Annotated in this window: 24 protein-coding genes and 1 riboswitch; of the genes, 10 read left to right on the top strand and 14 right to left on the bottom strand. The window is 64.3% G+C overall.

Translation table 11 applies throughout. From position 1 onward, the window contains the following. Positions 1-2 precede the first annotated feature (2 nt). From FHS03_RS24695 to FHS03_RS24720, 6 genes are all read right to left on the bottom strand, one after another. The gene (locus FHS03_RS24695; protein ID WP_183443570.1) at positions 3-203 is read right to left on the bottom strand and encodes a hypothetical protein; all 201 of its coding nucleotides are present in this window, start codon (positions 201-203) and stop codon (positions 3-5) included. Beyond that, a complete protein-coding gene (gene hslU / locus FHS03_RS24700) occupies positions 203-1,537 on the bottom strand; it encodes an ATP-dependent protease ATPase subunit HslU (protein ID WP_183443571.1) in 1,335 nt (444 codons plus the stop codon). Before hslU ends, FHS03_RS24695 begins: the two co-directional genes overlap by 1 nt. Next, on the bottom strand, positions 1,534-2,082 hold the full coding sequence (gene hslV, locus FHS03_RS24705) for an ATP-dependent protease subunit HslV (protein WP_176345402.1): 549 nt from the start codon (positions 2,080-2,082) through the stop codon (positions 1,534-1,536). Before hslV ends, hslU begins: the two co-directional genes overlap by 4 nt. Before the next feature lie 70 nt (positions 2,083-2,152). Beyond that, positions 2,153-3,508, bottom strand: coding sequence for a hypothetical protein (locus FHS03_RS24710; protein ID WP_183443572.1), 1,356 nt, complete (start codon positions 3,506-3,508; stop codon positions 2,153-2,155). Between the two features lie 156 nt (positions 3,509-3,664). Continuing rightward, complete coding sequence (gene dksA, locus FHS03_RS24715; protein WP_183443573.1) at positions 3,665-4,114, bottom strand: RNA polymerase-binding protein DksA; 450 nt, start codon at positions 4,112-4,114, stop codon at positions 3,665-3,667. A gap of 115 nt (positions 4,115-4,229) precedes the next feature. Next, on the bottom strand, positions 4,230-5,288 hold the full coding sequence (locus FHS03_RS24720) for a CobW family GTP-binding protein (RefSeq protein ID WP_183443574.1): 1,059 nt from the start codon (positions 5,286-5,288) through the stop codon (positions 4,230-4,232). Positions 5,289-5,456: 168 nt separating this feature from the next. On the opposite strand from FHS03_RS24720, the gene FHS03_RS24725 reads away from it, so the two are divergent. The 3 genes from FHS03_RS24725 to FHS03_RS24735 are packed head-to-tail and all read left to right on the top strand — an operon-like array spanning position 5,457 to position 6,855. Then, positions 5,457-5,948: an Hcp family type VI secretion system effector gene (locus FHS03_RS24725; protein ID WP_183443575.1), complete on the top strand. Its 492-nt coding sequence runs from the start codon at positions 5,457-5,459 to the stop codon at positions 5,946-5,948. Positions 5,949-5,959: 11 nt separating this feature from the next. After that, positions 5,960-6,475, top strand: a complete 516-nt coding sequence (locus FHS03_RS24730) for a M74 family metallopeptidase (RefSeq protein WP_183443576.1) — start codon at positions 5,960-5,962, stop codon at positions 6,473-6,475. Next, a complete protein-coding gene (locus FHS03_RS24735; protein ID WP_183443577.1) occupies positions 6,472-6,855 on the top strand; it encodes a hypothetical protein in 384 nt (127 codons plus the stop codon). The genes FHS03_RS24730 and FHS03_RS24735 overlap by 4 nt, the downstream gene beginning before the upstream one ends. 42 nt (positions 6,856-6,897) lie before the next feature. Here FHS03_RS24735 and xerC read toward each other — a convergent pair whose 3' ends face one another. The 4 genes from xerC to FHS03_RS24755 form a co-directional block, all read right to left on the bottom strand. After that, positions 6,898-7,848, bottom strand: a complete 951-nt coding sequence (gene xerC, locus FHS03_RS24740) for a tyrosine recombinase XerC (RefSeq protein ID WP_183443578.1) — start codon at positions 7,846-7,848, stop codon at positions 6,898-6,900. Positions 7,849-7,852: 4 nt separating this feature from the next. Next, positions 7,853-8,524 (bottom strand): DUF484 family protein, encoded by a 672-nt coding sequence (locus tag FHS03_RS24745; RefSeq protein ID WP_183443579.1) that lies wholly within the window; start codon positions 8,522-8,524, stop codon positions 7,853-7,855. A 94-nt stretch (positions 8,525-8,618) separates the two neighbouring features. Beyond that, positions 8,619-9,914 (bottom strand): porin, encoded by a 1,296-nt coding sequence (locus FHS03_RS24750; RefSeq protein WP_183443580.1) that lies wholly within the window; start codon positions 9,912-9,914, stop codon positions 8,619-8,621. 136 nt (positions 9,915-10,050) lie between these two features. Beyond that, on the bottom strand, positions 10,051-11,085 hold the full coding sequence (locus tag FHS03_RS24755) for a porin (RefSeq protein ID WP_183443581.1): 1,035 nt from the start codon (positions 11,083-11,085) through the stop codon (positions 10,051-10,053). A gap of 451 nt (positions 11,086-11,536) precedes the next feature. On the opposite strand from FHS03_RS24755, the gene FHS03_RS24760 reads away from it, so the two are divergent. Continuing rightward, entirely contained in the window at positions 11,537-13,150 is a 1,614-nt protein-coding gene (locus FHS03_RS24760; protein ID WP_183443582.1) for a tetratricopeptide repeat protein, read from the top strand. Between the two features lie 151 nt (positions 13,151-13,301). Here FHS03_RS24760 and dapF read toward each other — a convergent pair whose 3' ends face one another. From dapF to FHS03_RS24775, 3 genes are read right to left on the bottom strand one after another with little or no spacing between them, the layout of a single operon-like run. Then, positions 13,302-14,165, bottom strand: a complete 864-nt coding sequence (dapF, locus tag FHS03_RS24765; protein WP_183443583.1) for a diaminopimelate epimerase — start codon at positions 14,163-14,165, stop codon at positions 13,302-13,304. Further along, entirely contained in the window at positions 14,162-15,043 is an 882-nt protein-coding gene (locus FHS03_RS24770; protein WP_183443584.1) for an LpxL/LpxP family acyltransferase, read from the bottom strand. Before FHS03_RS24770 ends, dapF begins: the two co-directional genes overlap by 4 nt. Continuing rightward, positions 15,040-15,960, bottom strand: a complete 921-nt coding sequence (locus FHS03_RS24775; RefSeq protein WP_371871772.1) for a lysophospholipid acyltransferase family protein — start codon at positions 15,958-15,960, stop codon at positions 15,040-15,042. Before FHS03_RS24775 ends, FHS03_RS24770 begins: the two co-directional genes overlap by 4 nt. Before the next feature lie 129 nt (positions 15,961-16,089). Here FHS03_RS24775 and metK point away from each other — a divergent pair, with 129 nt between their 5' ends. The 4 genes from metK (at position 16,090) to metF (ending at position 20,138) form a co-directional block, all read left to right on the top strand. Beyond that, positions 16,090-17,256 (top strand): methionine adenosyltransferase, encoded by a 1,167-nt coding sequence (gene metK / locus FHS03_RS24780; protein WP_183443586.1) that lies wholly within the window; start codon positions 16,090-16,092, stop codon positions 17,254-17,256. Positions 17,257-17,371: 115 nt separating this feature from the next. Continuing rightward, positions 17,372-17,444: riboswitch (S-adenosyl-L-homocysteine riboswitch) on the top strand. Positions 17,445-17,470: 26 nt separating this feature from the next. Continuing rightward, positions 17,471-18,898, top strand: a complete 1,428-nt coding sequence (gene ahcY / locus FHS03_RS24785; RefSeq protein WP_183443587.1) for an adenosylhomocysteinase — start codon at positions 17,471-17,473, stop codon at positions 18,896-18,898. 63 nt (positions 18,899-18,961) lie between these two features. Continuing rightward, on the top strand, positions 18,962-19,318 hold the full coding sequence (locus FHS03_RS24790; protein ID WP_050409888.1) for a phage holin family protein: 357 nt from the start codon (positions 18,962-18,964) through the stop codon (positions 19,316-19,318). Next, entirely contained in the window at positions 19,305-20,138 is an 834-nt protein-coding gene (gene metF, locus FHS03_RS24795; protein ID WP_183443588.1) for a methylenetetrahydrofolate reductase [NAD(P)H], read from the top strand. The genes FHS03_RS24790 and metF overlap by 14 nt, the downstream gene beginning before the upstream one ends. A gap of 15 nt (positions 20,139-20,153) precedes the next feature. Here metF and FHS03_RS24800 read toward each other — a convergent pair whose 3' ends face one another. Then, on the bottom strand, positions 20,154-20,750 hold the full coding sequence (locus FHS03_RS24800) for a 5-formyltetrahydrofolate cyclo-ligase (protein ID WP_183443589.1): 597 nt from the start codon (positions 20,748-20,750) through the stop codon (positions 20,154-20,156). A gap of 27 nt (positions 20,751-20,777) precedes the next feature. Here FHS03_RS24800 and FHS03_RS24805 point away from each other — a divergent pair, with 27 nt between their 5' ends. Further along, positions 20,778-22,754: a lytic transglycosylase domain-containing protein gene (locus FHS03_RS24805; RefSeq protein ID WP_183443590.1), complete on the top strand. Its 1,977-nt coding sequence runs from the start codon at positions 20,778-20,780 to the stop codon at positions 22,752-22,754. 25 nt (positions 22,755-22,779) lie between these two features. Further along, positions 22,780-23,742 carry a complex I NDUFA9 subunit family protein gene (locus tag FHS03_RS24810; RefSeq protein WP_183443591.1) on the top strand — a complete coding sequence of 321 codons (963 nt, stop codon included), beginning with the start codon at positions 22,780-22,782 and terminating at the stop codon, positions 23,740-23,742. The last annotated feature ends 7 nt before the right edge of the window (positions 23,743-23,749 follow it).

Genomic DNA, 23,749 nt, shown 5'->3' on the forward strand with positions numbered 1-23,749 from the left:
ATTTACTCGGGTTTCTTGAATGGATCGATTTTCTTCAAGGCCTGCTTGTCGGCCTGGCGCTGCGCGCCCTTGCTCTTGCCATGCGGCCCGGACGCGCGCGCCTTGGCCAGCCCCGCAAACGGATTGCGCGGCTTGCCGAAGGTTTGCGACGGCTCGATGCGGATGCGCATTTTCTGCCGGGTCGCCAGGGCCTTGTTCGCCATTACAGCACGTAGCGCGACAAGTCTTCGTTGACGGCCAGCGCGTCCAGGCGCTGGTTGACGTAGGCGGCGTCGATCAGCAGCAGCTTCTCGCCCGTTTCGGTGGCGCTGAAGGAAATCTCTTCGAGCAGCTTTTCCATCACGGTGTAGAGGCGGCGCGCGCCGATGTTTTCGGTGCGCTCGTTGACCTGGTGCGAAATCTCGGCCAGGCGCGTGATGCCGTCCGGCGTGAAGTCGATCTGCACGTCCTCGGTCGCCAGCAAGGCCTGGTACTGCTTGGTCAGGCAGGCGTCGGTGCTGGTCAGGATGCGTTCGAAATCGGCGATCGACAACGACTCCAGTTCCACCCGGATGGGGAAGCGGCCCTGCAGTTCCGGAATCAGGTCGGAGGGCTTGGCCAGGTGGAAGGCGCCGGAAGCGATGAACAGGATATGGTCGGTGCGGATCATGCCGTACTTGGTATTGACGGTGGTGCCTTCGACCAGCGGCAGCAGGTCGCGCTGCACGCCGGCGCGCGAGACGTCGGCGCCGCCCACCTCCGAGCGCGAGGCGATCTTGTCCACCTCGTCGAGGAAGACGATGCCGTTCTGCTCCACATTGTGGATGGCTTTCTGCTTCATTTCGTCTTCGTTGACCAGCTTGGCCGCCTCTTCCTCGACCAGCAGCTTCATGGCTTCGGCGATGCGCACCTTGCGCGCCTTGCGGCGGCCGGCGCCCATGCCGGAGAACATGGACTTGATCTGCTCCGTCATTTCCTCCATGCCGGGCGGCGCCATGATTTCCATCTGCGGGCTTTGCTCGGCCAGCTCGATCTCGATTTCCTTGTCGTTCAAGTCGCCCTGGCGCAGGCGCTTGCGGAAGGTCTGGCGCGTGGCGTCGCTGGCCGGCGCTTCCTGGGTGCCGGCGTTGAAGCCGAAGTCGCGCGGCTGCGGCAGCAGGATGTCGAGCACGCGGTCTTCGGCCGCATCCTCGGCGCGCGCGCGCACCTTGGCCATTTCGGCCGAGCGGGTCTGCTTGACGCCGATGTCGATCAGGTCGCGGATGATGGTGTCGACGTCGCGGCCCACATAACCGACTTCGGTGAACTTGGTTGCTTCCACCTTGATGAAGGGCGCGTCGGCCAATTTGGCCAGGCGGCGCGCGATCTCGGTCTTGCCGACGCCGGTGGGGCCGATCATCAGGATATTCTTGGGCGTGATCTCATGGCGCAGCGGCTCTTCCACCTGCTGGCGGCGCCAGCGGTTGCGCAGCGCGATGGCGACCGCGCGCTTGGCCTTGGCCTGGCCGACCACATGTTTATCGAGTTCGCCGACGATTTCCTGTGGAGTCATATTCATGCTGGGCTTTCTTCCAGGGTTTCGATGATGTGGGAGAGGTTGGTGTAGATGCACAGCTCACCCGCGATGGTCAGCGATTTCTTCACGATGTCGGCCGGCGCCAGCTCGGTGTTTTCGAAGAGCGCCTTGGCGGCCGACAGGGCATAGCTGCCGCCCGAGCCGATGGCGCCGATGCCGTCTTCCGGTTCCAGCACGTCGCCGTTGCCGGTGATGACCAGGGTCGATTCGCTATCGGCCACCAGCAGCATCGCTTCCAGGCGGCGCAGCACGCGGTCGGTGCGCCAATCCTTGGCCATTTCGACCGAGGCGCGCAGCAGATTGCCCTGGTGCTTTTCCAGCTTGGCTTCGAAGCGGTCGAGCAGGGTGAAGGCGTCGGCCGTGCCGCCGGCGAAGCCGCACAGCACTTTGCCCTGGTACAGCTTGCGCACCTTGCGCGCGGTGCCCTTCATGACGATATTGCCCAGGGTGACTTGACCGTCGCCGCCGATGGCGACTTGCTTGCCGCGGCGCACGCACAGAATGGTGGTGCCGTGAAATTGTTCCATAGTTGCCTCAATGTTATGACGCTGCGTGCGTCCCAGCGCCGAAATGGGGCTGTTTCGCCGGATTGCAAGTTCAATACTTGTGGGGAAACAGTCGCACGCTGGCGCCCGCGCCCAGCAGGCGCAGCAGGGCCGCCGCCAGATGGTTCAGGTCCCGGAATTCTATCCTGCGCTCGCCCAGGCCTTGCAGGGCGCCGAGCAATTGCTGGGCCGCGCCATAGTCGATGCGGGCCAGGCGCGCGCAGTCGAAGACCAGGGCCGGATACTGTTCAGCATAGGCGAGAATGGCTTCGATGACGGCGCTGGCGTCGCCGGCGAGCAGATAGGGCAGGACGAAGCGGTCGGCGGCGGCCGCCGCCAGCGGCTGCTCGGGCGCCAGCGCCACGCGCTGCGGCGGCGTGAACGGCGGCGGCGACACCTCGAAGGTGACGCAGTAATCCATGCTGCTTTCCTCGAAATCCTTTTCGCGGTGTTGCAGGCGCAGCAGTTCCAGGCGCAGCAGCCAGGGCGCCTCGCCCTCGTCGCGCCGGCCGACGGCGAGGATGGCGCCGACCTGGCGTTCCAGCTCGGCTGCGCCGGCCACGGTCAGCTCGCGCTCGGCCGCCTGCACGGCGCGCAAGGCGGCCAGCAACAGGGCGCAGCCTTCGGGCGTCACGCCGCGCACGCGGCTGCAGTCGAGGCGCAGCGGGCCGGTATGGTCGGCACCGTGCTCGGTGGCGGCCGGGATGGCGCCGTCCTGGACCGGGTGCAGGCGCGCCAGCTGGGCGGCGGCGCCGGCGTCGAGCATGCCGCTGAGCGCCACGGTGGGGACCAGGCCGGCCGGCGGCGGCACGGCGCTGTCGGGCGCGGCGGGCGGATTCCACGGCGGCGGCGAGGTTTCGAAAGTGCTGGCGTAGTCGATCGAGAGGCTGTCGAACGCGTCCTGGCGGCCCAGGATCTGGTACAGGTCGAACAGCATCCACCACACGGTACGGTCGCGCTGGTCGCGCGCGGCGGCGGCCAGCAGTTCGGCGGCCAGCTCGGCTTGGCCGTTGGCGTAGAGCAGGGCCACTTCCTCGACCACGGGCGCGGTTTCGGCGGCGGCGGCCTCGGCCGGGATGTCGGGTTCGCCGAGCAGCTCGGTGGTGCCGGCGTCCAGCAGGGGCAGGGTATTGCCGTCGATGGCGGCGGCGCGCGGCGGGCGGGCCGGGCGGCTGGCCCAGGGCATCTCCTCGTCGTCGAAGATGTCGGCCGCCATGGCCGCCTCGATGGCGTCGATCTTCATGGCGGTGGCGCGCGCGATATCGCGCTGCAGTTCTTGCTGGACGCGCTGGCGCTCCAGCTCGCTATGCGCGGCCAAGCGCGCGGCGGCCTCGCCCTCGTCCTCGGCCATGGTGCCGGCTTGGTCTTCCGCGGCCTTGTTTTTTTTGAACAGAGAAAACAGTCCCACCGCTTTTCCTTGTCCGCTCCCGGAGCAGATAGTGTAGCCCAAGGGCCGCCGCCGCTTCGCAAAGCCGGCCGTGGAAATGAAAAAAGCACGCGCGGGGCGTGCTTTTTTGCTGCAAAGCAGGGGGGGCGGCCGCTGCGGAAGCGGGGCCGCGGCGGCTTAATCGCCGTAGAGCTTCTGCTTCAGCTCGCGGCGCTGCTGGGCTTCCAGCGACAGCGTGGCGGTGGGGCGGGCGATCAGGCGCGGAATGCCGATCGGCTCGCCCGTTTCTTCGCACCAGCCGTATTCGCCGTTATCGATGGCCACGATGGATTGCTGCACTTTTTTCAGCAGCTTGCGCTCGCGGTCGCGGGTGCGCAGCTCCAGGGCGTGCTCTTCCTCGATGGTGGCGCGATCGGCCGGGTCCGGCACCAGCACGGTTTCGCGCAGGTGTTCCGTGGTTTCGCCGGCATTTTTCAGCAGTTCTTTTTCCAGCGCCTGGAGCTTGGCCTTGAAAAACGCCATCTGCGCCGGGTTCATGTAGTCCTTATCGCTCATCGCCAGAATTTCTTCGTCGGTGAGGATACGGTCGGGACTAGCGGCGGAGGTCGATTTATTAGTTTTAGTCATCACTTCTTACCTTCGATACGACAGAGTTTTCAAATTTCAGCTGTCGGACTCTCAAGGCCAACAACTGTACCGGCTTGCGCTGGGCTAACCGGCACCCCAGAAAAACCCGGTTAGTTTATACCAAACATTGTTCCAGGCCGCGAATAAAGATATCTTTCGGTAGATTTTTACCAATAAACACCATTTTACTGCCGCGAGCCTCATTTTCCGCCCATTTGGCGCCCAGGTCGCTACCCATCAATTGGTGCACGCCCTGGAATACGACTTTACGATCCGCGCCCTGCATTAACAATACGCCTTTGTAGCGCAACATGCGAGGGCCGTACACATTGACCAGGCCGGCAAGGAATTCATCGAGCTTTTCCGGATCGAATGGGCGCTCGCTTTTAAACACGAAAGCGGCGATTTCATCGGTGTGGTGGCTGTGGTGGTGGTCGTGGGCGCAATGCTCGCCGTGTTCGTGGTCATGCTGGCAATGTTCGTCATGCTCGTGCTCGTGCGCATGGTCGTGCTCGTCGGCGGCCAGGAAATCCGGGTCCAGCTCGAGCTTTTCATTGAGATTGAAGCCGCGCAGGTCGAGCACCTCGGCGATCGGGGCGCGGCCGAAGTCGGAAGTGCCGATCGGCGCGCGCGGATTGATGCGTTTCAGGCGCGCCGTCAGCGCGGCGACGGCATCGGCGTCGACCAGATCGGTCTTGGACAGCAGGATCTTGTCGGCGAAACCGACCTGGCGCTGGGCTTCCTCGTTATCGTCCAATTGCTGCATGGCGTGGCGCGCATCGACCACGGTGACAATCGCATCGAGCAAGTAATTACTGCCCACTTCATCGTCGACAAAGAAAGTCTGGGCCACCGGGCCGGGATTGGCCAGGCCCGTGGTTTCGATGACCACGCGGTCGAATTGCAGCTCGCCGGCCGCGCGCTTTTTCGCCAGATCGGACAGGCCGATAATCAGGTCGCCGCGCACGGTGCAGCAAATGCAGCCATTATTCATTTCGACGATTTGCTCGCGGCTTTCCTGCACCAGGATCTCGTTGTCGATATTTTCCTGCCCGAATTCATTCTCGATGACGGCAATGCGCATGCCATGCTGTTCCTGCAGAATGCGGTTGAGCAAGGTGGTTTTGCCGGCGCCGAGGAAGCCGGTCAGGATGGTGGTCGGAATCAGGTCCATGGTCTGCCTTGCTGCAAATAGAATCGGCCGATTATGCCGGAATTTCCGGCGCGCTGCCAAATCGGGGCGGTCACGCTTGAAATCACGAATGCTTGCGAATGGGCAATTCATCCGGCCATGTGTTGTTGGAGAATGATTTCTCCCAGCAACGCTACGGAGAGCATGACCATGGCAACCGACGCATATTTGTACATTGATGGCATCAAGGGCGAGTCGGCCGATTCCGCCCACCCGACTTGGATTGAAGTGACGGCAGCGCATTGGGGCGTGACGCAGCCCCGCAGCGCCACGGCATCGACGGGCGGCGGCCACACGGCCGAGCGCTGCGAGCACCGCACCTTGTCCCTCTCCAAGCTGGTTGATCTGGCCTCGCCCATTCTGATGCAGACCTGTTCAATGGGCAAGACCATTCCGCAAGCCAAGCTCGAGTTCATGCGAGCGGATGGCGACGGTATGCGGGTGAAGTACTACGAAGTCGAGCTGGATAACGTCATGATCGCCCATGTGGAACAGGTACTGGGTGAAAGCGGCCTGTTGCACGACGAGATCGGGTTGCGCTTCTCCAAGGTCAAATGGAAGTACGCCCAGCAAAAAATCGGTGGCGGCACAGGCGGCAATACCGCCGGTGGGTGGTGCCTTGCAAGTAATCGGTGCGCGTGAGGAGGCCGCTCATGTCCACTGGCGTTCCAATCCAGCCGCGCGATTCACGCGGCTATGTCATGTTGCCGCAGGCGCCCGAGGATGCCGGTTACTACGTGTATGGAAACGTAGGCCATGTGCGGGGTACCGGCCACTTGGCGCAATACGCTCACCCTAATCTGCTGTCCCTGATTTTCTTCATTGAACGGGAGTGGCAGGCCGTCGATGAGCGGAAGTTCGGCATCGGCAATATCAGCTTGGCCGAGGGCCGCAAATACGAACACGATGGGCACCGAAAAGGTATTGAGATGGATATCCGACCGGTCCGGAAGGACAAATTGACAGGCGAAGCGGCGCGCTGCTCACGCTTTGATGTGAAGGTCTATGATCGCGAGGCCACAATCAAACTGATCTGCCTGTTTTTGCAGCATCCGATGGTGAGCAAAGTCTTTTTTAACGATGACAAGGTGCAGCAGGCGTGTGGCCGCGTTCGCTCTCTGAAAGGCCATGATGACCATATTCATATCGAGATCCGGGAGTGTCCATGACGGCGCGGATCGTATGCTTGGTCGGTGCGTTAGCGCTCTATCCCTTATCACACGCTGTTGAGAAGAGAGAGGAGCGTCGCTACGGCGCCCAGATGCTTAAGGGCGACTACTATGTCTATGGCGGCACATTGGCGGAGATGCTGCCGCCGACGCGCAAAGACCGGAAAGTGGCGTTCATGCTCAAGGGGGCGCTGGCGAAGGAACTTTTCGACCAGATCGGGCCGGATGTGAAAAAAGCCGATGCATGTAGTTCCGCTTTGGATTTCCGGCAAAGGCGAAGAGCCGATCTCGATTGCACCTATACGCAAGAAGACGGCTATTCATGCTATTTCGGACTGGACGTGGTTACCGGCAAAGGTACCCATGGCTCCATCTGTTGATGTTCAGTGATGGGGCGGCGCGCTTGCCTTGGACCGCCGGGCTTACTTGATTTTAGCCCGTGGATGGGCCTTGTCGTAAACCTGGGCCAGATGCTGGAAATCGAGGGCGGTATATACCTGGGTCGAGGTGATGCTGGCGTGGCCCAGCATATCCTGCACGGCGCGCAGGTCGCCCGAGGATTGCAGCACGTGCGAGGCAAACGAATGGCGCAGCATATGCGGGTGGACGTGGACCGGCGCCCCCGTGGCTTGGGCATGGCGGGCCAGGCGCAGCTGCACCACGCGCGGCGAGACGCGCCGGCCACGCTCGTTGAGGAAGAGGGCGGCGCTGCCGTCGCTGGCGGCCGGGCGCACGGCCAGCCAGGCGGTGAGGGCGGCCAGGGCGGCGTGGCCGACCGGCACGCGGCGCATCTTGCCGCCCTTGCCGGTGACCACCACTTCGGCATTTTCGGCTTCCAGCCAGCCGGACGAGGCGGGCTGGCCATCTTCGGCCTTGTGGAAGCGCACATCGAGGCCGGTCAGCTCGGACACCCGCAGCCCGCTCGAATACAGCAGCTCGAACATGGCGTGGTTGCACAGCTCGGCCGGCTCCCGGGCGGCGGCGGCCGTGCGCGCCGGCGTCGCCACCAGTTGCACGGCGTCGTCCACCGACAGGGCTTTGGGCAGGGTTTTGGCGCGTTTCGGCGGGCGCACGCCCTGCACCGGGTTGGCGGCCAGGCTGGCATGCCGGCTGAGCCAGTCGAAAAAGCCGCGCCAGCTCGACAGCTTGCGCGCGATCGAGCGCGGATCGAGGCCGCGCGCATGGAGTTTGGCCGTGTAGCGGCGGATGGCGTGCTGGTCCAGTTCGGTCCAGGCCGTTTCGCCGCTGAGTTCGTGCAGCTCGCGCAGGTCGCGGCCGTAGGCGGCCACGGTATGCGCGGACAGCTTGCGCTGCGCGGCCAGCTGGTCGAGGAAGGCGTCCACCCAGTCCGGCTTGGCGCGCGGCGCGCTCATGGGATCAGGCCGTCAGCGGGGCCAGCGCGACGCTGGCCGTTTCGCCGATATGCACCAGGAAGTCGGTGGCCATCAGCGAGGTGAAGCGTTCGGTATCGGGCGAGCCGAGGATCAGCAGGCCGAAGGCGGCGCCCTTGCTGCCCGGCTGGCGCAGGGCGATGATGACGGTGGACTGGATGCCGGCGGCGTCGTCCAGCCAGCGCACGGCCTCGAAATCGTTATTGCTGCCGCAGTAAGGCGCTTGCAGGCTGTTGGCGAACAGGCGCGCGTCGTCCGACACGTCCTGGGCGAACCATTCGCCGGCATAGGCGGCGGCCGGAGTGAACAGGCGCAGCGTGGCTTGCGGCACGTGGAAGCTGTGTTTCAGTCCGTCCACCAGATCGCGCGGCAGCGCGGCCAAGGCGCGCGGCTGCAGCAGTTTCTGGTTCCAGCTGTGGAAGCGGTTGGCGATGGTCTGGTTTTCCTGGGCATTGCGGCTCAGATCGGCCATGCGCAGTTCCAGCGCCTTGTATTTCTCGCGCATCACTTCCATTTGGCGCTCTTGCAACGACACGGCCCGTCCCGTCAGCGGGCTGGACAGCTTTACTTCGCCCAGCAGATTAGCGTGTTCTTCGAAGAAATGCGGGTGGTCAGCCAGGTATTGCGCGACGGTCTTGGAATCCAGTGTTGCGGTCATTTTAATCAGGTCGAATTGGAGCCAACAGACATTTTACCCGACGCGGGCCAGAAAAAAGACGCCCGCAGGCGTCTTTTTGCGGGGTGGGCGCGGTTTAGAAGCGGTGGCGCATGCCGATCTGGATGCCTTTGCTGGACTGGCCGGGCACGGCGGTGAAGCCGCCCGAGGCGCTGGCGGCGCCGATAGCATATTGGCCTTCGTTCTTGTTTTTAATGTAAGCGGCCACCGTGTAGATATCGGTGCGCTTGGACAGATTGTAGTCGTAGCCGATGCCGTACTGGGTGGCGTCGCTCGGATTGGCGCGCCGGTCGTCCTGCTTGACGACGGAGGCCATCAGGCGGCCCGCCCCCATGCGGTAGTGGAAGCCGACCTGGTAGCTGACCGCGTCCAGGTAGAAATTGCGCACCAGCGCGGCGTTGAGCTGGCCCGCCAGCAGGGGGCCGAGAGCCGGGCCGAAGGCGGTGAACGTGGGCGCCAGCTGCTCATTGGCGTAGCGGATGATGACCGAGTTCTCGTTCTTCTGCTTGTGGGCGCCGAGGAAGAGCTTCCAGTTGTCGAAGGCATAGGAGCCGGCCAGGGTGTGCGTCACCAGGCCGCGGTTGCCGACCTGGTCGGCGCCGTAGTTATAGGCCGCGCCCAGATCCCAGCCATTGGCCTTGTAGCGCAGGTTGGCGCCATAGGATTTCTTGTCCATGCCGATATAGCCGGAACGCTCGAAGCCATACATCAGAGCGGCGCCGATGCCGTTCGGCAGCTCGATGCGGTATTGAATGGATTTGTCGGAGCGGATCGCGATGCCGGCCGTGAGCAGGCCGCCCAGGCCGCCGACGATGCCGCCCCAGCCGGCCGCCGTGCCGGACTCGAACACATCGCCGTTATTGAACACTTCATAGCCCGGCGTGTACATGCGGCCCATCAGGATCGCGCCCACCGGCGTGATCAGGCCCACCATCGAGGTGCGGTCGAACAGGGCGCCATTGATATTGACGTTGACGGCCGGCTGCAGCGCGCCCTGCACTCCGGCCAGCAGGCGGGCGGCGGTGGCGGCGCCGCCGGCGGCCGCCGGCACCGTGAAGTTCAAGCCCTTGGTCAAGGCATAACCCTGGTTCGAGCTGAGGTTGCCGGTCTGCTGGCGCCCGGTGTCGAGCTCCACCCGCGCTTCCAGATTGAAGATGGCTTTGTAGCCGCCGCCGAGGTCTTCCGTGCCCTTGAAGCCGAGGCGCGAGCCGTCGGCGATGCCGCTCACCAGCTTGGTGCGCGAATCGCTGCCGCCATTGTTCACATACATGACGCCGGCATCGGCGATGCCGTAGATCGTGACCGAGGATTGGGCCAGGGCCGGCCCGGCAAAGCATGCTGCAATGGCTAAGGCAAGGAATCGGTTCTTCATGCTGTCTCCTGAATGTTTTTGTATTGAAAAACGAACGTCCGTACTAATTCAATGCGCAACACGGCAGCGGCCACGTCTCCGTCGAAAAAAAGGCGGCATGGTTGCCCATGGCCGCCCAGTTCATGCGCGAGGCATCTCAGAAGTTGTGGTGCACACCCAGGCTGAAGGTATTCACCTTGGTGGCGGCTTTTTTATTCGAAGCGTCGATATACAGATAAGTGCGGGCCGACAGATTGTGCTCGTAGCCCAGCGAGAACTGCTTGGTCTTCGGCAGGCCGTCCGGCTCCTTGCGGCCATAGCCGGCCAGGATCTTGCCCATGCCCACGGTGTAGTTGGCGCCCACCACCCAGGCCTTGGTGGTGTCGTTGACGGCCTTGGTATGGCCCTCGTCCTGGTGCTGGTAGGAGGCCATCAGTTTCAGGTCGGCGATCGGCTTGACCCAGGCGGCCACGGACCACAATTTGGTTTCCACGGCATTGCGCTCGCCGCCCGCCATCAGCGAGAAGCTCGGCGCGGTATACGTGGCGCTGACCGAATACGGATTGGCCGACGGCACGGCATTGGCCGGGTATTGCGGCGCCAGCGCGGTGCCGCGGCCGATGATGGCCGGGCTGTTGTTCGCTTCCTTGGCGGCCACCGTCACATTCAGCTGGAAGCCGTTGTAGACCGGGGTGTTATAGAAGACCGCGTTGGAGAAGCGGTTGCGCGAGTTGCCCACCTGGCTCAGCGGATCGCTGGTATAGCCGGCCACGTGCAGGTCGGTCTGGAAACCGGCCGGGGTCGGCATGCCGGACCAGGGCTCGTAGCCGGTCGAGGTTTCCTGGTAGGCGGTCAGGCCGCGGCCGAAGCGGATGGTGCCGAAGTCGCCTTGCAGGCCGACCCGGCTCTGGCCCTGGAATAGCGGACGGCTGTTGGCGCCGGAAGTGTTTTCGATGGTGCCGGTATCCGACTCGTAGCGGATTTCCAGCTGGAACAGCGCTTTCAAACCGCTGCCCAGGTCTTCCACGCCGCGGAAGCCCAGTTTATTGTTATCCCGTTTGCTTACTTGGGTGGTCGTGCCCGTTTGTTTGAGCAGGCCGGCATCGACCGTGCCGTAGATCGTGACAGACGATTGCGCGTAGGCGCCGCTGAAGGCTCCCATCATTGCCAAGGCCAGCAGGGATTTCTTCATTTGTTCTTCCTTTATAAGAATAATCGGTCAAAAGATCCAAAAGCCAGGAGTGCGTCTCGAACACTCGCGGGAGTGCGCTGCGTGCACCCGGATGACTGCACCTTACTGGCTGGTCCCGGCAAACACCGCCGTCTTGGTTGATTGAAGCCAGAAGATTTGGTCAAAAGCCCGTGTTTTCAGGCTTCCTGTTGTATTTCTGAAACGCTTAATTCCAACGCATTGCTGATTTGTTGTCTATATTGCCCCTTGAGTCTGGCCGCCTGGTATCCCCCGCTTTTTTGCGCCAGATCAAGCGCCCGCCATTTTGCGGCGCGGAGTGAGGCGGCTACGCGACACTCGCTGCAATCAGCCATCGCGTAGTGCATTTGGTTTGTGGCAATATCATCGGAAAAGCAGCTCGGATCCGCATGCCAGCAGTGTTTGCTGGGATGAACCAATACATAGTGGAACGATGGCGAACCGTGAAGAGCTAGGGATCATCCGGGGGGCGCGCGCAGGCGACCCCTCCTGCCAGCTGGCCCTGGGCCGGCTGTATTTATTCGGCGGCGCCAGCCTGCCGATGAGCATGCCCACCGCCTTGCACTGGCTGAGCCGTGCCGCCCAGCAAGGACAGGAAGACGCTTGGCGCCTGATCGGCCAACACATCAGTTTTGAATATGCCCAGCATGGCGGCGAAGCCGTGCTGGCATGGTATGAGCGCGCCAGCGATGCGGGCCTGCTGCCGGCGGCCGTGGTGCTGGCCCAGCTGGTGCAGCAGACGGCCACGGCCAACGCCGCCTTGCGCGGCAAGGCTTGGCGCGCGCTGCAGGCGGCGGCCCAGGCCGGCATGCCGCAGGCGCAGCGTCTGCTGGCCGGCTGGCCCGGCATGGCGCCCACCGCGCCGCGCGGCGCGGCCAGCGTGGCGCCCGCGCCGGCGGTCCGCGCCAGCGCCGTCCCGGCCGCCACGCCAGCCAGCCAGCCGCTGCGCGGTGACAGTGCGCCGGCTTGCCTGGCCGACGCCGCGCGCGCCGCCAACGCCATCAACGCTCAGCTGGAACAAGCCTGGCAAGACTTGCCGCGCCGCGGCTTCCTGGCCCAGGCCCAGGACTTGGCGCGCACGCTGGCCCAGCAGGCGCCGCAAGACTTGGAAGCGGCGCGCGCCGCCGGCTGGCAGCTGGAAACCCCGCAGAGCCAGTTGTTCGCGCGCTGCGCCCAGGCCTTGAGCGAGCTGGCCGACAGCGGCGCCGCGCTGGACGCGGCCGATGAGGCCGACCTGCAGCGTTTTCGCGAACTGGCCGCCCATGGCGGCGACCGCAACGCCCAGCTGGCGCTGGGCCTGTCGTTTGCGCGCATGAACTGTGAAGGCGACCGCATGCCGCGCGGCAATGGCGCCGTCAATTTCAAGCGCGCCATCCGCTGGCTGACCCAGGCCGGCGAGCAAGGGCTGGCCGAAGCCTGGTTCGCCCTGTCGCGCATCTATAACAAACCGGAATTTTCCCAGCGCAGCCTGCTCGAAGCGCAAGCCTGCCTGGAGCGCGCCGCCGATATGGGCCACAGCGGCGCCCAGCTCGAATGCGGCATCCACGCCTGGCGCACCCGGCGCGGCGGCGAGCAGAACGATGTGCGCGCCGCCTACTGGCTGCAAAAAGCCGCCGCCCAAGGCAGCGCCGAAGCGCAAGCCGCGCTCGAACGCATCGCCCCGGCCGGACCGCCCGAAAGCTGGGCCAGCACGCTCTTGCCCCTGCTCACGCGCGAACTGCTCAGCAGTCAACCGCTGCTGGCCGCCCGCATCGAACTGGCCAGCCTGTTCCAGCTCAGCCGCGCCGAAGCCCTGCTGCTCGACGTCAAGGCCGCCGACCAGGGCCACTGCCTGGTGATCGACATCCGCGCCAGTTATGGCCGCAGCAAACGGCGGCTGGTGCTGATTCGCAGCGCCCAGCAGCGCCAGGCGCTGGACCGCATCCAGCGCCAGTTCGAACAGATCGACTGCAGCCTGGCCGGTCCCGAAGGCAACTACCGCCAGCGCCTCTACCGCTTCAAGACCTGGCTCATCAGTGTCGCCGGCGGCGACTTGCTCGCCGCCTGAGTCCGCCACCGTTTGATCTTGCGCAAACAATGCCCACCCTGGTGTCAGGCACTGGGGCCGGACATTTGCTGATCTAGATCAAAGAATGTCACACCCTGGTGCCTGACACCAGGGTGTGACATTGTTTGATGTGGCGCAAACGGGAGCGGGTTTAGACGGTGATTTCGCCTTCGAAGACGGTGACGGCGGGGCCGGTCAGGTAGACGGGCTGGCCTTCGCCGGCCCAGGCGATCGAGAGGCGGCCGCCGCGCGCGTCCACCGTGACCGGGGAGTCGAGCAGGCCGCGCCGGATGCCGGCCACGGCGGCGGCGCAGGCGCCCGTGCCGCAGGCCAGGGTTTCGCCGGCGCCGCGCTCAAACACGCGCAGCTTGATGTGCTGGCGGCTCATCAGCTGCATGAAGCCGGCGTTGACGCGCTTGGGGAAGCGCGGGTGATGCTCGATCAGCGGGCCGGTCAGCTCGACCGGGGCCAGGTCGACGTCGGCCACCACTTGCACGGCGTGCGGGTTGCCCATCGATACCACCGACACTTGCACCTGCTCGCGCTCGCCGCCGAGTTCGAGCAGCAGCGGCCACAGCGTATCGCGGCCTTCGGGCTGGCCGCTCAGGCCATCGGCGTCGAAGGGGATGGCGGCCGGCTCGAGCACGGGCGCGCCCATGTCGACCGTCACGCTGCCTTCGCTTTCGAGGCGCGGCGAGATGATGCCGGCCTTGGTTTCGACCGTGATCTGGGCCTTGCCGGTCAAGCCTTTTTCGGCGACGAATTTGACGAAGGCGCGCGCGCCGTTGCCGCATTGCTCGACTTCGCCGCCATCGTTGTTGAAGATGCGGTAACGGAAGTCGCAGCCGGGCTGGCTGGCCGTTTCGACCACCAGGATCTGGTCGGCGCCGATGCCGAAGCGGCGGTCGGCCAGCGCCTGCCACTGGGCCGCCGTGAAGTCCACTTGCTGGTTGATGGCGTCGATGACGATGAAGTCATTGCCGGCGCCGTGCATCTTGGTGAATTTGAGTTTCATCGTGGGTTCGTATAGAAGGACGGTTCGCCATCGGGACGCGTCTTGAAGCGCTTATGCGTCCAGAAATATTGTTCCGGGTATTCGCGCACGCGCTCTTCGATGAATTCATTCATGCGGCGCGTCGCGGCGACCATATCGGTGCCGGGGTAATTGTCCCATACTGGATAGAATTTGACGCTATACCCCGCGTAATCCGGCAGGAAGGTGCAGATCACGGGCATCACCTGGGCGCCGGTGGCGGCGGCGATGCGCGCCGTGGCCGTCAGCGTGGCCGCCGGGATGCCGAAGAAGGGCACGAACTCGGCGTCTTTGGCGCCGAAATCCATGTCCGGCAACATGAAATACGGCAGATGTTCGCGCAAGGCGCGCAAAATCGGCTTGATGCCGTCTTGCCGCGTGAACAGGCGCACCGGCTTGAAGCGGGCGCGGCCGGCGCGCAGCACTTCGTCGAACGTATCGTTCTTTTGCTGGGAGTACATGGACGATGCGCTCGTTTCCATGGCGATGGCGGCGCCGGCCACATCGAGGCAGACAAAATGCGGACACAGCAGCACGGTCGGTTTTTCCGTCATCGCCGCCACCGGAATCGCGCCCATCGGGTCGACGCGGATCAGGCGCCGGAGGCGCGCTTCGGGCGCCCACCACAGGATGGAGCGTTCCAGCACGCTGCGCGAATAAGCCTGGAAGTGGCGCCGCGCCAGCGCCACGCGCTCGGCCTCGCTCAGTTCTGGCATGGTCAGGCGCAGATTGGTGAGGGCGATGCGGCGGCGCGGCCCCATCACGCGGAACAGCAGGCTGCCGATGGCGTTGCCCAAACGGCCGAGCAGGGGCAGGGGCAGCCAATGCAGCAGCCACATCAATCCAAGCAAGAGCTTCATGCGGCCTCCTGCGCGGAGCCCGGGGCGGCGACGCCGGCCGGCACCTTGTAGCGGTTGTAGCTCCAGTAATACTGGGCCGGGCTGCGCTGGATCAGGGTTTCCATGGCGGCATTGATGGCGCGCGCCTGGGCCGCCGAGTCGCCCTCGAGCGAACCGGTGAACGGCACGAAGCGCACCACATAGCCGCGGCCGAAGGACAGACGCTCGGCGTAAGTGATGATGACCACCGCGTCGCCCAACTGGGCCAGCTTGGCCGGCAAGGTCATGGTGTAGGCGCTGCGGCCGAAGAAGTCGGCCCAGACGCCATCGCCTTCCTGCGGCACCTGGTCGGGCAGGAGGCCGATGGGCTGGCCCTTCTTGAGGAATTTGGCCAGCATGCGCACGCCGCCCATATTGGCTGGCGCCAGCAGCAGGTTCTTGCGCGCGCGCGCGCCTTCGATCAGCGGCTTCATCGCCTCTTTTTTCGGCGGCCGGTACATCACCATCAATTCCTGGCGCAGCGCGATTTCCTGCGCCACGATTTCAAAGCAACCGAGGTGCGGGGTCAGGAAGACGATGCCGCGTCCGGCGTCCAGCGTCTGCTGCACCAGTTCCCAGTTTTCCATGCTGGCGTGGCGCGAGACGCGGGCCGGATCGGCGCACCAGATGAAGGGCAGTTCGGCGATGGCCTTGCCGGCCTCGGCCACCGCCTGCGGCAGGTGGGCGCCGACTTTGGCTTGGCGCATATTGGCGCGCATGCGCTTGCGGTAAGACGGGGACAGCAGGAAGACGAGCCAGCCCAGCACGCTGCCCAGGGCATGCAGCACGGGCAGGGGGAAAAAAGAAAAGAAACGAAAGAGTTGTACCAGCATCGGAATAGTGTAATATCGACAACTTCGCGTTGTCTCTAGCCAAAAATTTTTGAAGAAGCGTAAAATACCACGTTAGAAGTAGCCGCTGAGTTAATCAGACAACTTGCGAAGCGGAATAAAAATATCGCTAAAGCGTCGCAGGCCCCGAAAGGTGATGCGACCTCATTGTTTGTATCAATCTTCTGGAGTTTGCGTATGTCTAATCATTACCTGTTCACCTCTGAGTCCGTATCCGAAGGCCATCCCGACAAGGTTGCCGACCAGATTTCCGACGCCATCCTCGACGCCATCCTGACCCAGGACCCGAAAGCGCGCGTCGCCGCCGAAACCCTGTGCAACACCGGTCTGGTGGTGCTGGCCGGCGAAATTACCACGCACGCCAACGTGGATTATATTCAAGTTGCGCGCGAAACCATCAAGCGCATCGGCTACGACAACACCGACTACGGCATCGATTACAAAGGCTGCGCCGTGATGGTGTGCTATGACAAGCAGTCGCCCGACATCGCCCAGGGCGTGGATGAAGGCGCCGGTCTCGACCTCGACCAGGGCGCCGGCGACCAGGGCCTGATGTTCGGCTACGCCTGCGACGAAACCCCGGAACTGATGCCGGCCGCGATCTACTACTCGCACCGCCTGGTCGAGCGCCAGTCCCAGCTGCGCAAGGATGGCCGCCTGCCATGGCTGCGTCCGGATGCCAAATCGCAAGTCACGCTGCGCTATGTCGACGGCCGTCCGGTGGCGGTCGATACCGTGGTGCTGTCCACCCAGCACGCGCCGGAGATCGCCCACGGCCAGATCGAAGAAGCCGTGATCGAGGAAATCATCAAGCCGGTGCTGCCGAGCGAATGGCTGAAGGACACCAAATTCCTGGTCAATCCGACCGGCCGCTTCGTCATCGGCGGTCCGCAAGGCGACTGCGGCCTGACCGGCCGCAAGATCATCGTCGACACCTACGGCGGCGCCGCGCCGCACGGCGGTGGCGCCTTCTCCGGCAAAGACCCGTCCAAAGTGGACCGTTCCGCCGCTTACGCCGCCCGCTACGTGGCCAAGAACATCGTCGCCGCCGGCCTGGCGCGCCAGTGCCAGGTGCAGGTCAGCTACGCCATCGGCGTGGCGCGTCCGATCAATATCACGGTCTACACCGAAGGCACGGGCGTGATCCCGGACGAGCAGATCGCCGCCCTGGTCAACGAGCACTTCGACCTGCGTCCGAAAGGCATCGTGCAGATGCTCGACCTGCTGCGTCCGATCTACGCCAAGACCGCCGCTTACGGCCACTTCGGCCGCGAAGAGCCGGAATTCACCTGGGAGCGCACCGACAAGGTCGCCGCCCTGCGCGCCGCCGTCGGCCTGAAATAAGCCTGCCTGCCGCTTGGCAAAACCGGGGACGCGTCCCCGGTTTTTTCGTTTACGGGCCGTGGCATTTCCCCATCAAAATGGCGGGCGTGCCGGGGGAATGATGCTACAATGCACGTTCTCCGAGGAGCGTTGCGACGAATCGCCCGATTCGCCAGGCTCGGATACTTCTGCAACCGCGCTCACGTTACTTTTTTCAACATGAAAGGAGGGCGTGATGAACGCCGTACTCAAAGCTTCCCAAGATTACATCATCGCCGACATCGGCCTCGCCGCCTGGGGCGAAAAAGAAATCAAGATCGCCGAAACCGAGATGCCGGGCCTGATGGCCATCCGCGAAGAGTTCGCCGCGGCCCAGACGCTGAAAGGCGCGCGCATCACCGGCTCGCTGCACATGACCATCCAGACCGCCGTGCTGATCCGCACGCTCGAAGCGCTGGGCGCGCAAGTGCGCTGGGCTTCCTGCAATATCTACTCGACCCAGGACCACGCCGCCGCCGCCATCGCCGCTGCCGGCACCCCGGTCTTCGCCGTCAAGGGCGAAACCCTGGCCGACTACTGGGATTACACCCACCGCATCTTCGAGTGGCCGAACGACGCCGCCGGCAATGCCGTGTACTCGAATATGATCCTGGACGACGGCGGCGACGCCACCCTGCTGCTGCACCTGGGCGCGCGCGCCGAGAAGGATCTGTCCGTGCTGGACAACCCAGGTTCGGAAGAGGAAATCTGCCTGTTCAACTCGATCAAGGCCCGTCTGGCCACGGACGCCACCTGGTATTCCAAGCGCCTGCCGCACATCCTGGGCGTGACCGAGGAAACCACCACCGGCGTGCACCGCCTGTACCAGATGCACAAGGACGGCAAGCTGGCCTTCCCGGCCATTAACGTCAACGATTCCGTCACCAAGTCCAAGTTCGACAATCTGTACGGCTGCCGCGAATCGCTGGTGGACGGCATCAAGCGCGCCACCGACGTGATGGTGGCCGGCAAGATCGCCGTGATCGCCGGCTACGGCGACGTGGGCAAGGGTTCGGCGCAAGCCATGCGCGCCCTGTCGGCCCAAGTGTGGGTGACCGAGATCGACCCGATCTGCGCCCTGCAGGCCGCGATGGAAGGCTACCGCGTGGTGACCATGGAGTACGCCGCCGAACACGGCGACATCTTCGTCACCTGCACCGGCAACTACCACATCCTGACCGAACAGCATATGCTGCGCATGAAGGACCAGGCCATCGTCTGCAATATCGGTCACTTCGACAATGAAATCGACGTCGCCTCGCTGAAGAAATACACCTGGGAAAACATCAAGCCGCAAGTCGACCACGTGATCTTCCCGGACGGCAAGCGCATCATCCTGCTGGCCGAAGGCCGTCTGGTGAACCTCGGTTGCGGCACCGGCCACCCATCGTATGTGATGAGCTCGTCCTTCGCCAACCAGACCATCGCCCAGATCGAGTTGTTCGCCAACACCAAGGCTTACCCGGTCGGCGTCTACACGCTGCCGAAACACCTGGATGAGAAGGTCGCCCGCCTGCAGCTGAAAAAGCTCAACGCGCAACTGACCACGCTGACCGACGAGCAGGCCGCTTACATCAATGTGCAAGTGGCAGGCCCGTACAAGCCGGACCACTACCGTTATTAATCAGTAAGGAAGAGCCGGCCCCGGCGGCCGGCTCTTTTTTTATCCGCTGCGAGGCTTTCATTCATGCGTCTGGTCCTGACCTGGTTAATCAATGCCGCGGCCCTGTTTGCCGTGCCTTACCTCATGCATTCCGTCGATGTCACAAGCATCGGCGCCGCCCTGGTTGCAGCCCTTTTGCTGGGCCTGGTGAATACCCTGATCCGTCCGCTGCTCCTGCTGCTGACCCTGCCCGTTACCGTGCTCTCGCTCGGCCTGTTCATCTTCGTCATCAATGGCCTGATGTTCTGGCTGGTGGCCAAAGTGGTGAGCGGTTTCCATGTCGATAGTTTCTGGTCGGCCATTGGCGGCGCGCTGCTGTACAGCATCATCTCCTGGGCCTTGTCCACCTTATTGTTGAAAGACAACGATGGCAAGTCATAACTTCAGTATCGAATTCTTTCCGCCCAAGACGGCGGAAGGGGCGGAAAAGCTGCGCGCCACGCGCGCCAAGCTGTCCGAGCTGCATCCCAAGTATTTTTCCGTGACCTTTGGCGCCGGCGGTTCCACCCAGCGCGGCACGCTCGACACCGTGCTGGAAATCATGGCGGCCGGCGAAGACGCCGCGCCCCACCTGTCCTGCGTCGGCGGCACGCGCGAGTCGATCCGCGCCATCTTGAGCGAGTACAAGGCGCACGGCATCAAGCGCCTGGTGGCGCTGCGCGGCGACCTGCCGAGCGGCTATGGCGCGGCCGGCGAGTTCCGCTATGCCAACGAGCTGGTCGAATTCGTGCGCCAGGAAACGGGCGACTGGTTCCATATCGAGGTGGCGGCCTATCCCGAAGTGCATCCGCAGGCCCGTTCGCCGCAGGACGATCTGCAAGCGTTTGTACGCAAGGTGGACGCGGGCGCGAACGCCGCCATCACCCAGTACTTCTACAATGCCGACGCCTACTTCCAGTTCGTCGAGCAGGCGCAGAAGGCGGGCGTGACAGTGCCCATCGTGGCCGGCATCATGCCGATCACCAATTACACCCAGCTGATGCGCTTCTCCGATATGTGCGGCGCCGAAATCCCGCGCTGGGTGCGCCTGAAGCTGGCGTCCTTCGGCGACGATAGCGCCTCGATCAAGGCGTTCGGCCTGGACGTGGTGACCCAGTTGTGCGAACGCCTGCTGCAAGGCGGCGCGCCCGGCCTGCATTTCTATTCGATGAACCAGGCCGCCGCCACCACGGCGCTGTGGCAGCGCCTGGTCAAGGATTGAAGCGCGGCAGGGACGCTAAGCCTGGGCCTCGGTAATGATGCGGTCCAGCGCAATATCGTGGTTATCGCTGCCGAATTCCGCCGCCAGGCAGGAATAGGCGATGCCCACCGTGGCCGGACGCGGCGCCTTCGCCAGCGTCCGGTCATAAAATCCGCCGCCATAGCCGAGGCGGAAGCCGCCGCTGTTATAGCCCAGGCAGGGCACCAGAATGGCCGGCGGATAGGGCTCGATGCGCAGTTCGGCCGGCACCGCCACGCCCATGCCATCCTTCACCATCGCCTCGCCGATCTGCCACGCAGCGAATTCCAGCGGCGCGGCTTTCTGCAGTACCACCGGCAGCAGCAGGCGCGCGCCCAGCCGCGCCAATTCCGCATACGCTGGATGCAGGTCCGGCTCGTCGCGCAGCGGCCAGTACACGCCCACGGTATGGACCGGATTGGCCTGCCACCATTGCACGATGTGGCGGCAGATGTCGGCATCCCATTGCGCCCGCGTCGCCGCGTCGATGGCGCGCCGTTCGGCCAGCAATTGACGGCGCAAATCCGCCTTGCTTTGCGGACTCGACGCTGGTAGCTCGGCGGGGTTGCGTGGTATTCTAAGCTCGCTGGTCATATCCTGAATTACATAGTGAGTCGTACATTGATTTCCCGTTCAAAATGGATCGCCGGCGCGTTCCTGTTCCTGGCCTGCGCCACCTCCGCCACCAGCTTTGCCCAGGATGCCGTCGGCAGCCGCAGAGATGATGACGCCTTTCTCCTGCTGCGCGATTCCGTGCGACGCGAAGATCCGGCCAAGGTCGAATTTTATGCCGCCCAGCTCGCTTCCTACGCCATCCCTTCCTATGTCGACTATTATCGGCTGAAACCGCGCTTGCGCGATGCCAGCGAGGCCGAGATCCGCGAATTCCTGCAGCGTTACCAGGGCAGCGCCATCGCCGACCGCCTGCGCAACGATTGGCTGCTGGAACTGGGCCGCAAGCGCGACTGGCGCCTGTTCGACGAGCAGCAGCCGCAGTTCGCGCTCAACGACGATACCCAGGTCAAATGCTATGCCCTGCTGTCGCGCCTGGCGAAGGGCCAGAACGTGGCGGGCGAGGCGCGCAGCCTGCTGACCTATCCGCCGTATTATGGCGAAGGCTGCGGCGCCCTGATCGCCTCGCTGTACCAGGCCAAGCAGTTCGACGACAACGATCTGTGGACCCAGCTGCGCTTGGCCGGCGAGAGCAATGCCACCGGCCCCGCGAAGCGCACCATCCTGTTGCTCAACGGTTCCGACAAGAAGATCGCGCAAGCGATCGACACGCCGCTGATCGTCATGGCCAAGGGGCCGGGCGCCAGCAAGGCCGACCACGAAACCTTCATCGTCTCGCTGGGACGCGGCGCCCGCACCAGCCTGAAACTGGCGGTGCTGGCCCTGCACAAGGCCGAAGGCAAGCTGACGCCGCAGGAAGCGGCGGCCGGCTGGGCCGCTATCGCCCTGCAAGCTTCGTATGCGCTGGCGCCGGAAGCGGGCGAATACTGGCGCAAGGCCGCCAATGCGCCGCTTTCGCTCGACCAGCAGCAGTGGAAGGCGCGCGTCGCCCTGCGCGAAGGCAACTGGAAACAGGTGAAGGCCAGCATCGCCGCCATGCCGCCCAGCCTGCGCAACGACCCGACCTGGATTTACTGGCAGGCGCGCACCCTGATGGCCGAGGCGGGCGCCGCGCAAGCGACGCCGGAAGCGGCCCAGCTGTTCGGCCGCATCGCCGACCAGCAGACTTTCTATGGCTTGCTGGCCGCCGAGGAACTCGGCCGCCTGGTGACGATTCCGGCGCCGGGCGCCGCGCCCACGCCGGCCGAAGTGGCGGCCATGGGCGCCAATCCCGGCTTCCAGCGCGCGCTCAAATTCTTCAGCTTGCGCCTGCGTTTCGAAGGCATGCGCGAATGGAACTGGGAATTGCGCAAGATGAGCGAACGCGAGCTGATCGCCGCCGCCGAGTTCGCGCGCGAGAACCATATCCTCGACCGCATGGTCTATACCTCGGAACGCACGCGGGTGCAGGCCGACTACACCCACCGCTATCCGGCCCCGCATGACGACATCATGCGCCCCACCACCAGCACCCTGGGCCTGGACCGGGCCTGGGTGTATGGCTTGATCCGCCAGGAATCGCGCTTCATCATGGATGCGCAATCGAATGTGGGTGCCTCCGGCCTGATGCAGGTGATGCCCTCGACCGGACGCTGGGTGGCGAAGAAGATCGGCCTCACCGATTTCGTGCAGGACATGCTGACCGATGTGCGCACCAATATCCTGCTCGGCGCCAATTACATGAATATGGTGCTGGGCAATATGGACGGCTCGCAAGTGCTGGCGACCGCCGCCTATAACGCCGGGCCGGGCCGCTTGCGCACCTGGCGCGGCACGCTGACGAAACCGATGGACAGCGCCGTGTTCATCGAATCGATTCCGTATGTGGAAACGCGGACCTATGTGAAGAATGTGATGACCAACGCCACCTACTACGCCGCCCTGTTCGACGGCAAGCCGCAGTCGCTGAAAACGCGCCTGGGCGTGGTGCTGCCCAAGGGCTACACTGAAGCGGAGCAGCAGGAGACATCGTTCGGCAGCCGCTGAGCCGGCGCGCCGGGAGGAGGATGACATGGAAGCGAATGTTGTCGTAATCGGCGGCACCGGTTTTATCGGCAGCCACATCGTCGCCAAGCTGTCGGCCGAAGGGGCCGACGTGCTGGTGCCCACGCGGCGCGAGGAACACGGCCGCCATCTGCTGGCCCTGCCGCGCGTGGGCGTGGTGCCGGCCGACGTGCATGAGGATGGCGCCTTGCGCGGCCTGCTGCAAGGGCAGGGCCGCACGGCGGTGATCAATCTGGTGGGCGTGCTGCATTGCCACCCCGGCCAGCCGTATGGGCCGGAATTCGCGCGCGCCCACGTCGAACTGCCGCGCCGCATCGTGGCCGCCTGCGCCGCCGCCGGCGTGGCGCGCTACCTGCATATGAGCGCGCTGGGCGCGGCGGCCGACGGCCCGTCGATGTATCTGCGCTCGAAAGCCGATGGCGAGCTGGCGGCGCGCTCCAACCCGGCCGTATCGCCCACCATCTTCCGCCCCTCGGTGGTGTTCGGGCCGGACGACCATTTCATCAATCTGTTCGCCGCCCTGCAGCGCCGCCTGCCGGTGCTGCCGCTGGCCTGCGCCGCGGCGCGCTTCCAGCCGGTCTTCGTGGAAGACGTGGCGCAAGCCTTCGTCGACGCGCTGTCGCTGCCGCAGACGCGCGGCCAGGTGGTCGAGCTGGCCGGTCCGAAAATCTATACGCTGGAAGAGATCGTGCGCCTGGCGGGCAGCGCCACCGGCCATCCGCGCCCCATCGTGGCCTTGCCGCCGACGCTGGCGCGCATCCAGGCCTTCCTGCTGGAGCATATGCCCGGCACGCCGCTGATGAGCCGCGACAACCTCGATTCCATGCGCCGCGATAATGTGCTGGCGCCGAACACGCAGGCCCTGGTGGCCGAAGACCTGGGCATTCCCCCCACCGCGCTGGAAGCGGTGGCGCCGCACTATGCCGCGCGGCTCCGCAACGATGAATTCCGCAGCCGAGCAGGCCGCTAACCTGAAC

This window comes from Pseudoduganella violacea, from assembly GCF_014191875.1.
GTDB classification, from domain to species: domain Bacteria; phylum Pseudomonadota; class Gammaproteobacteria; order Burkholderiales; family Burkholderiaceae_D; genus Rugamonas; species Rugamonas violacea_A.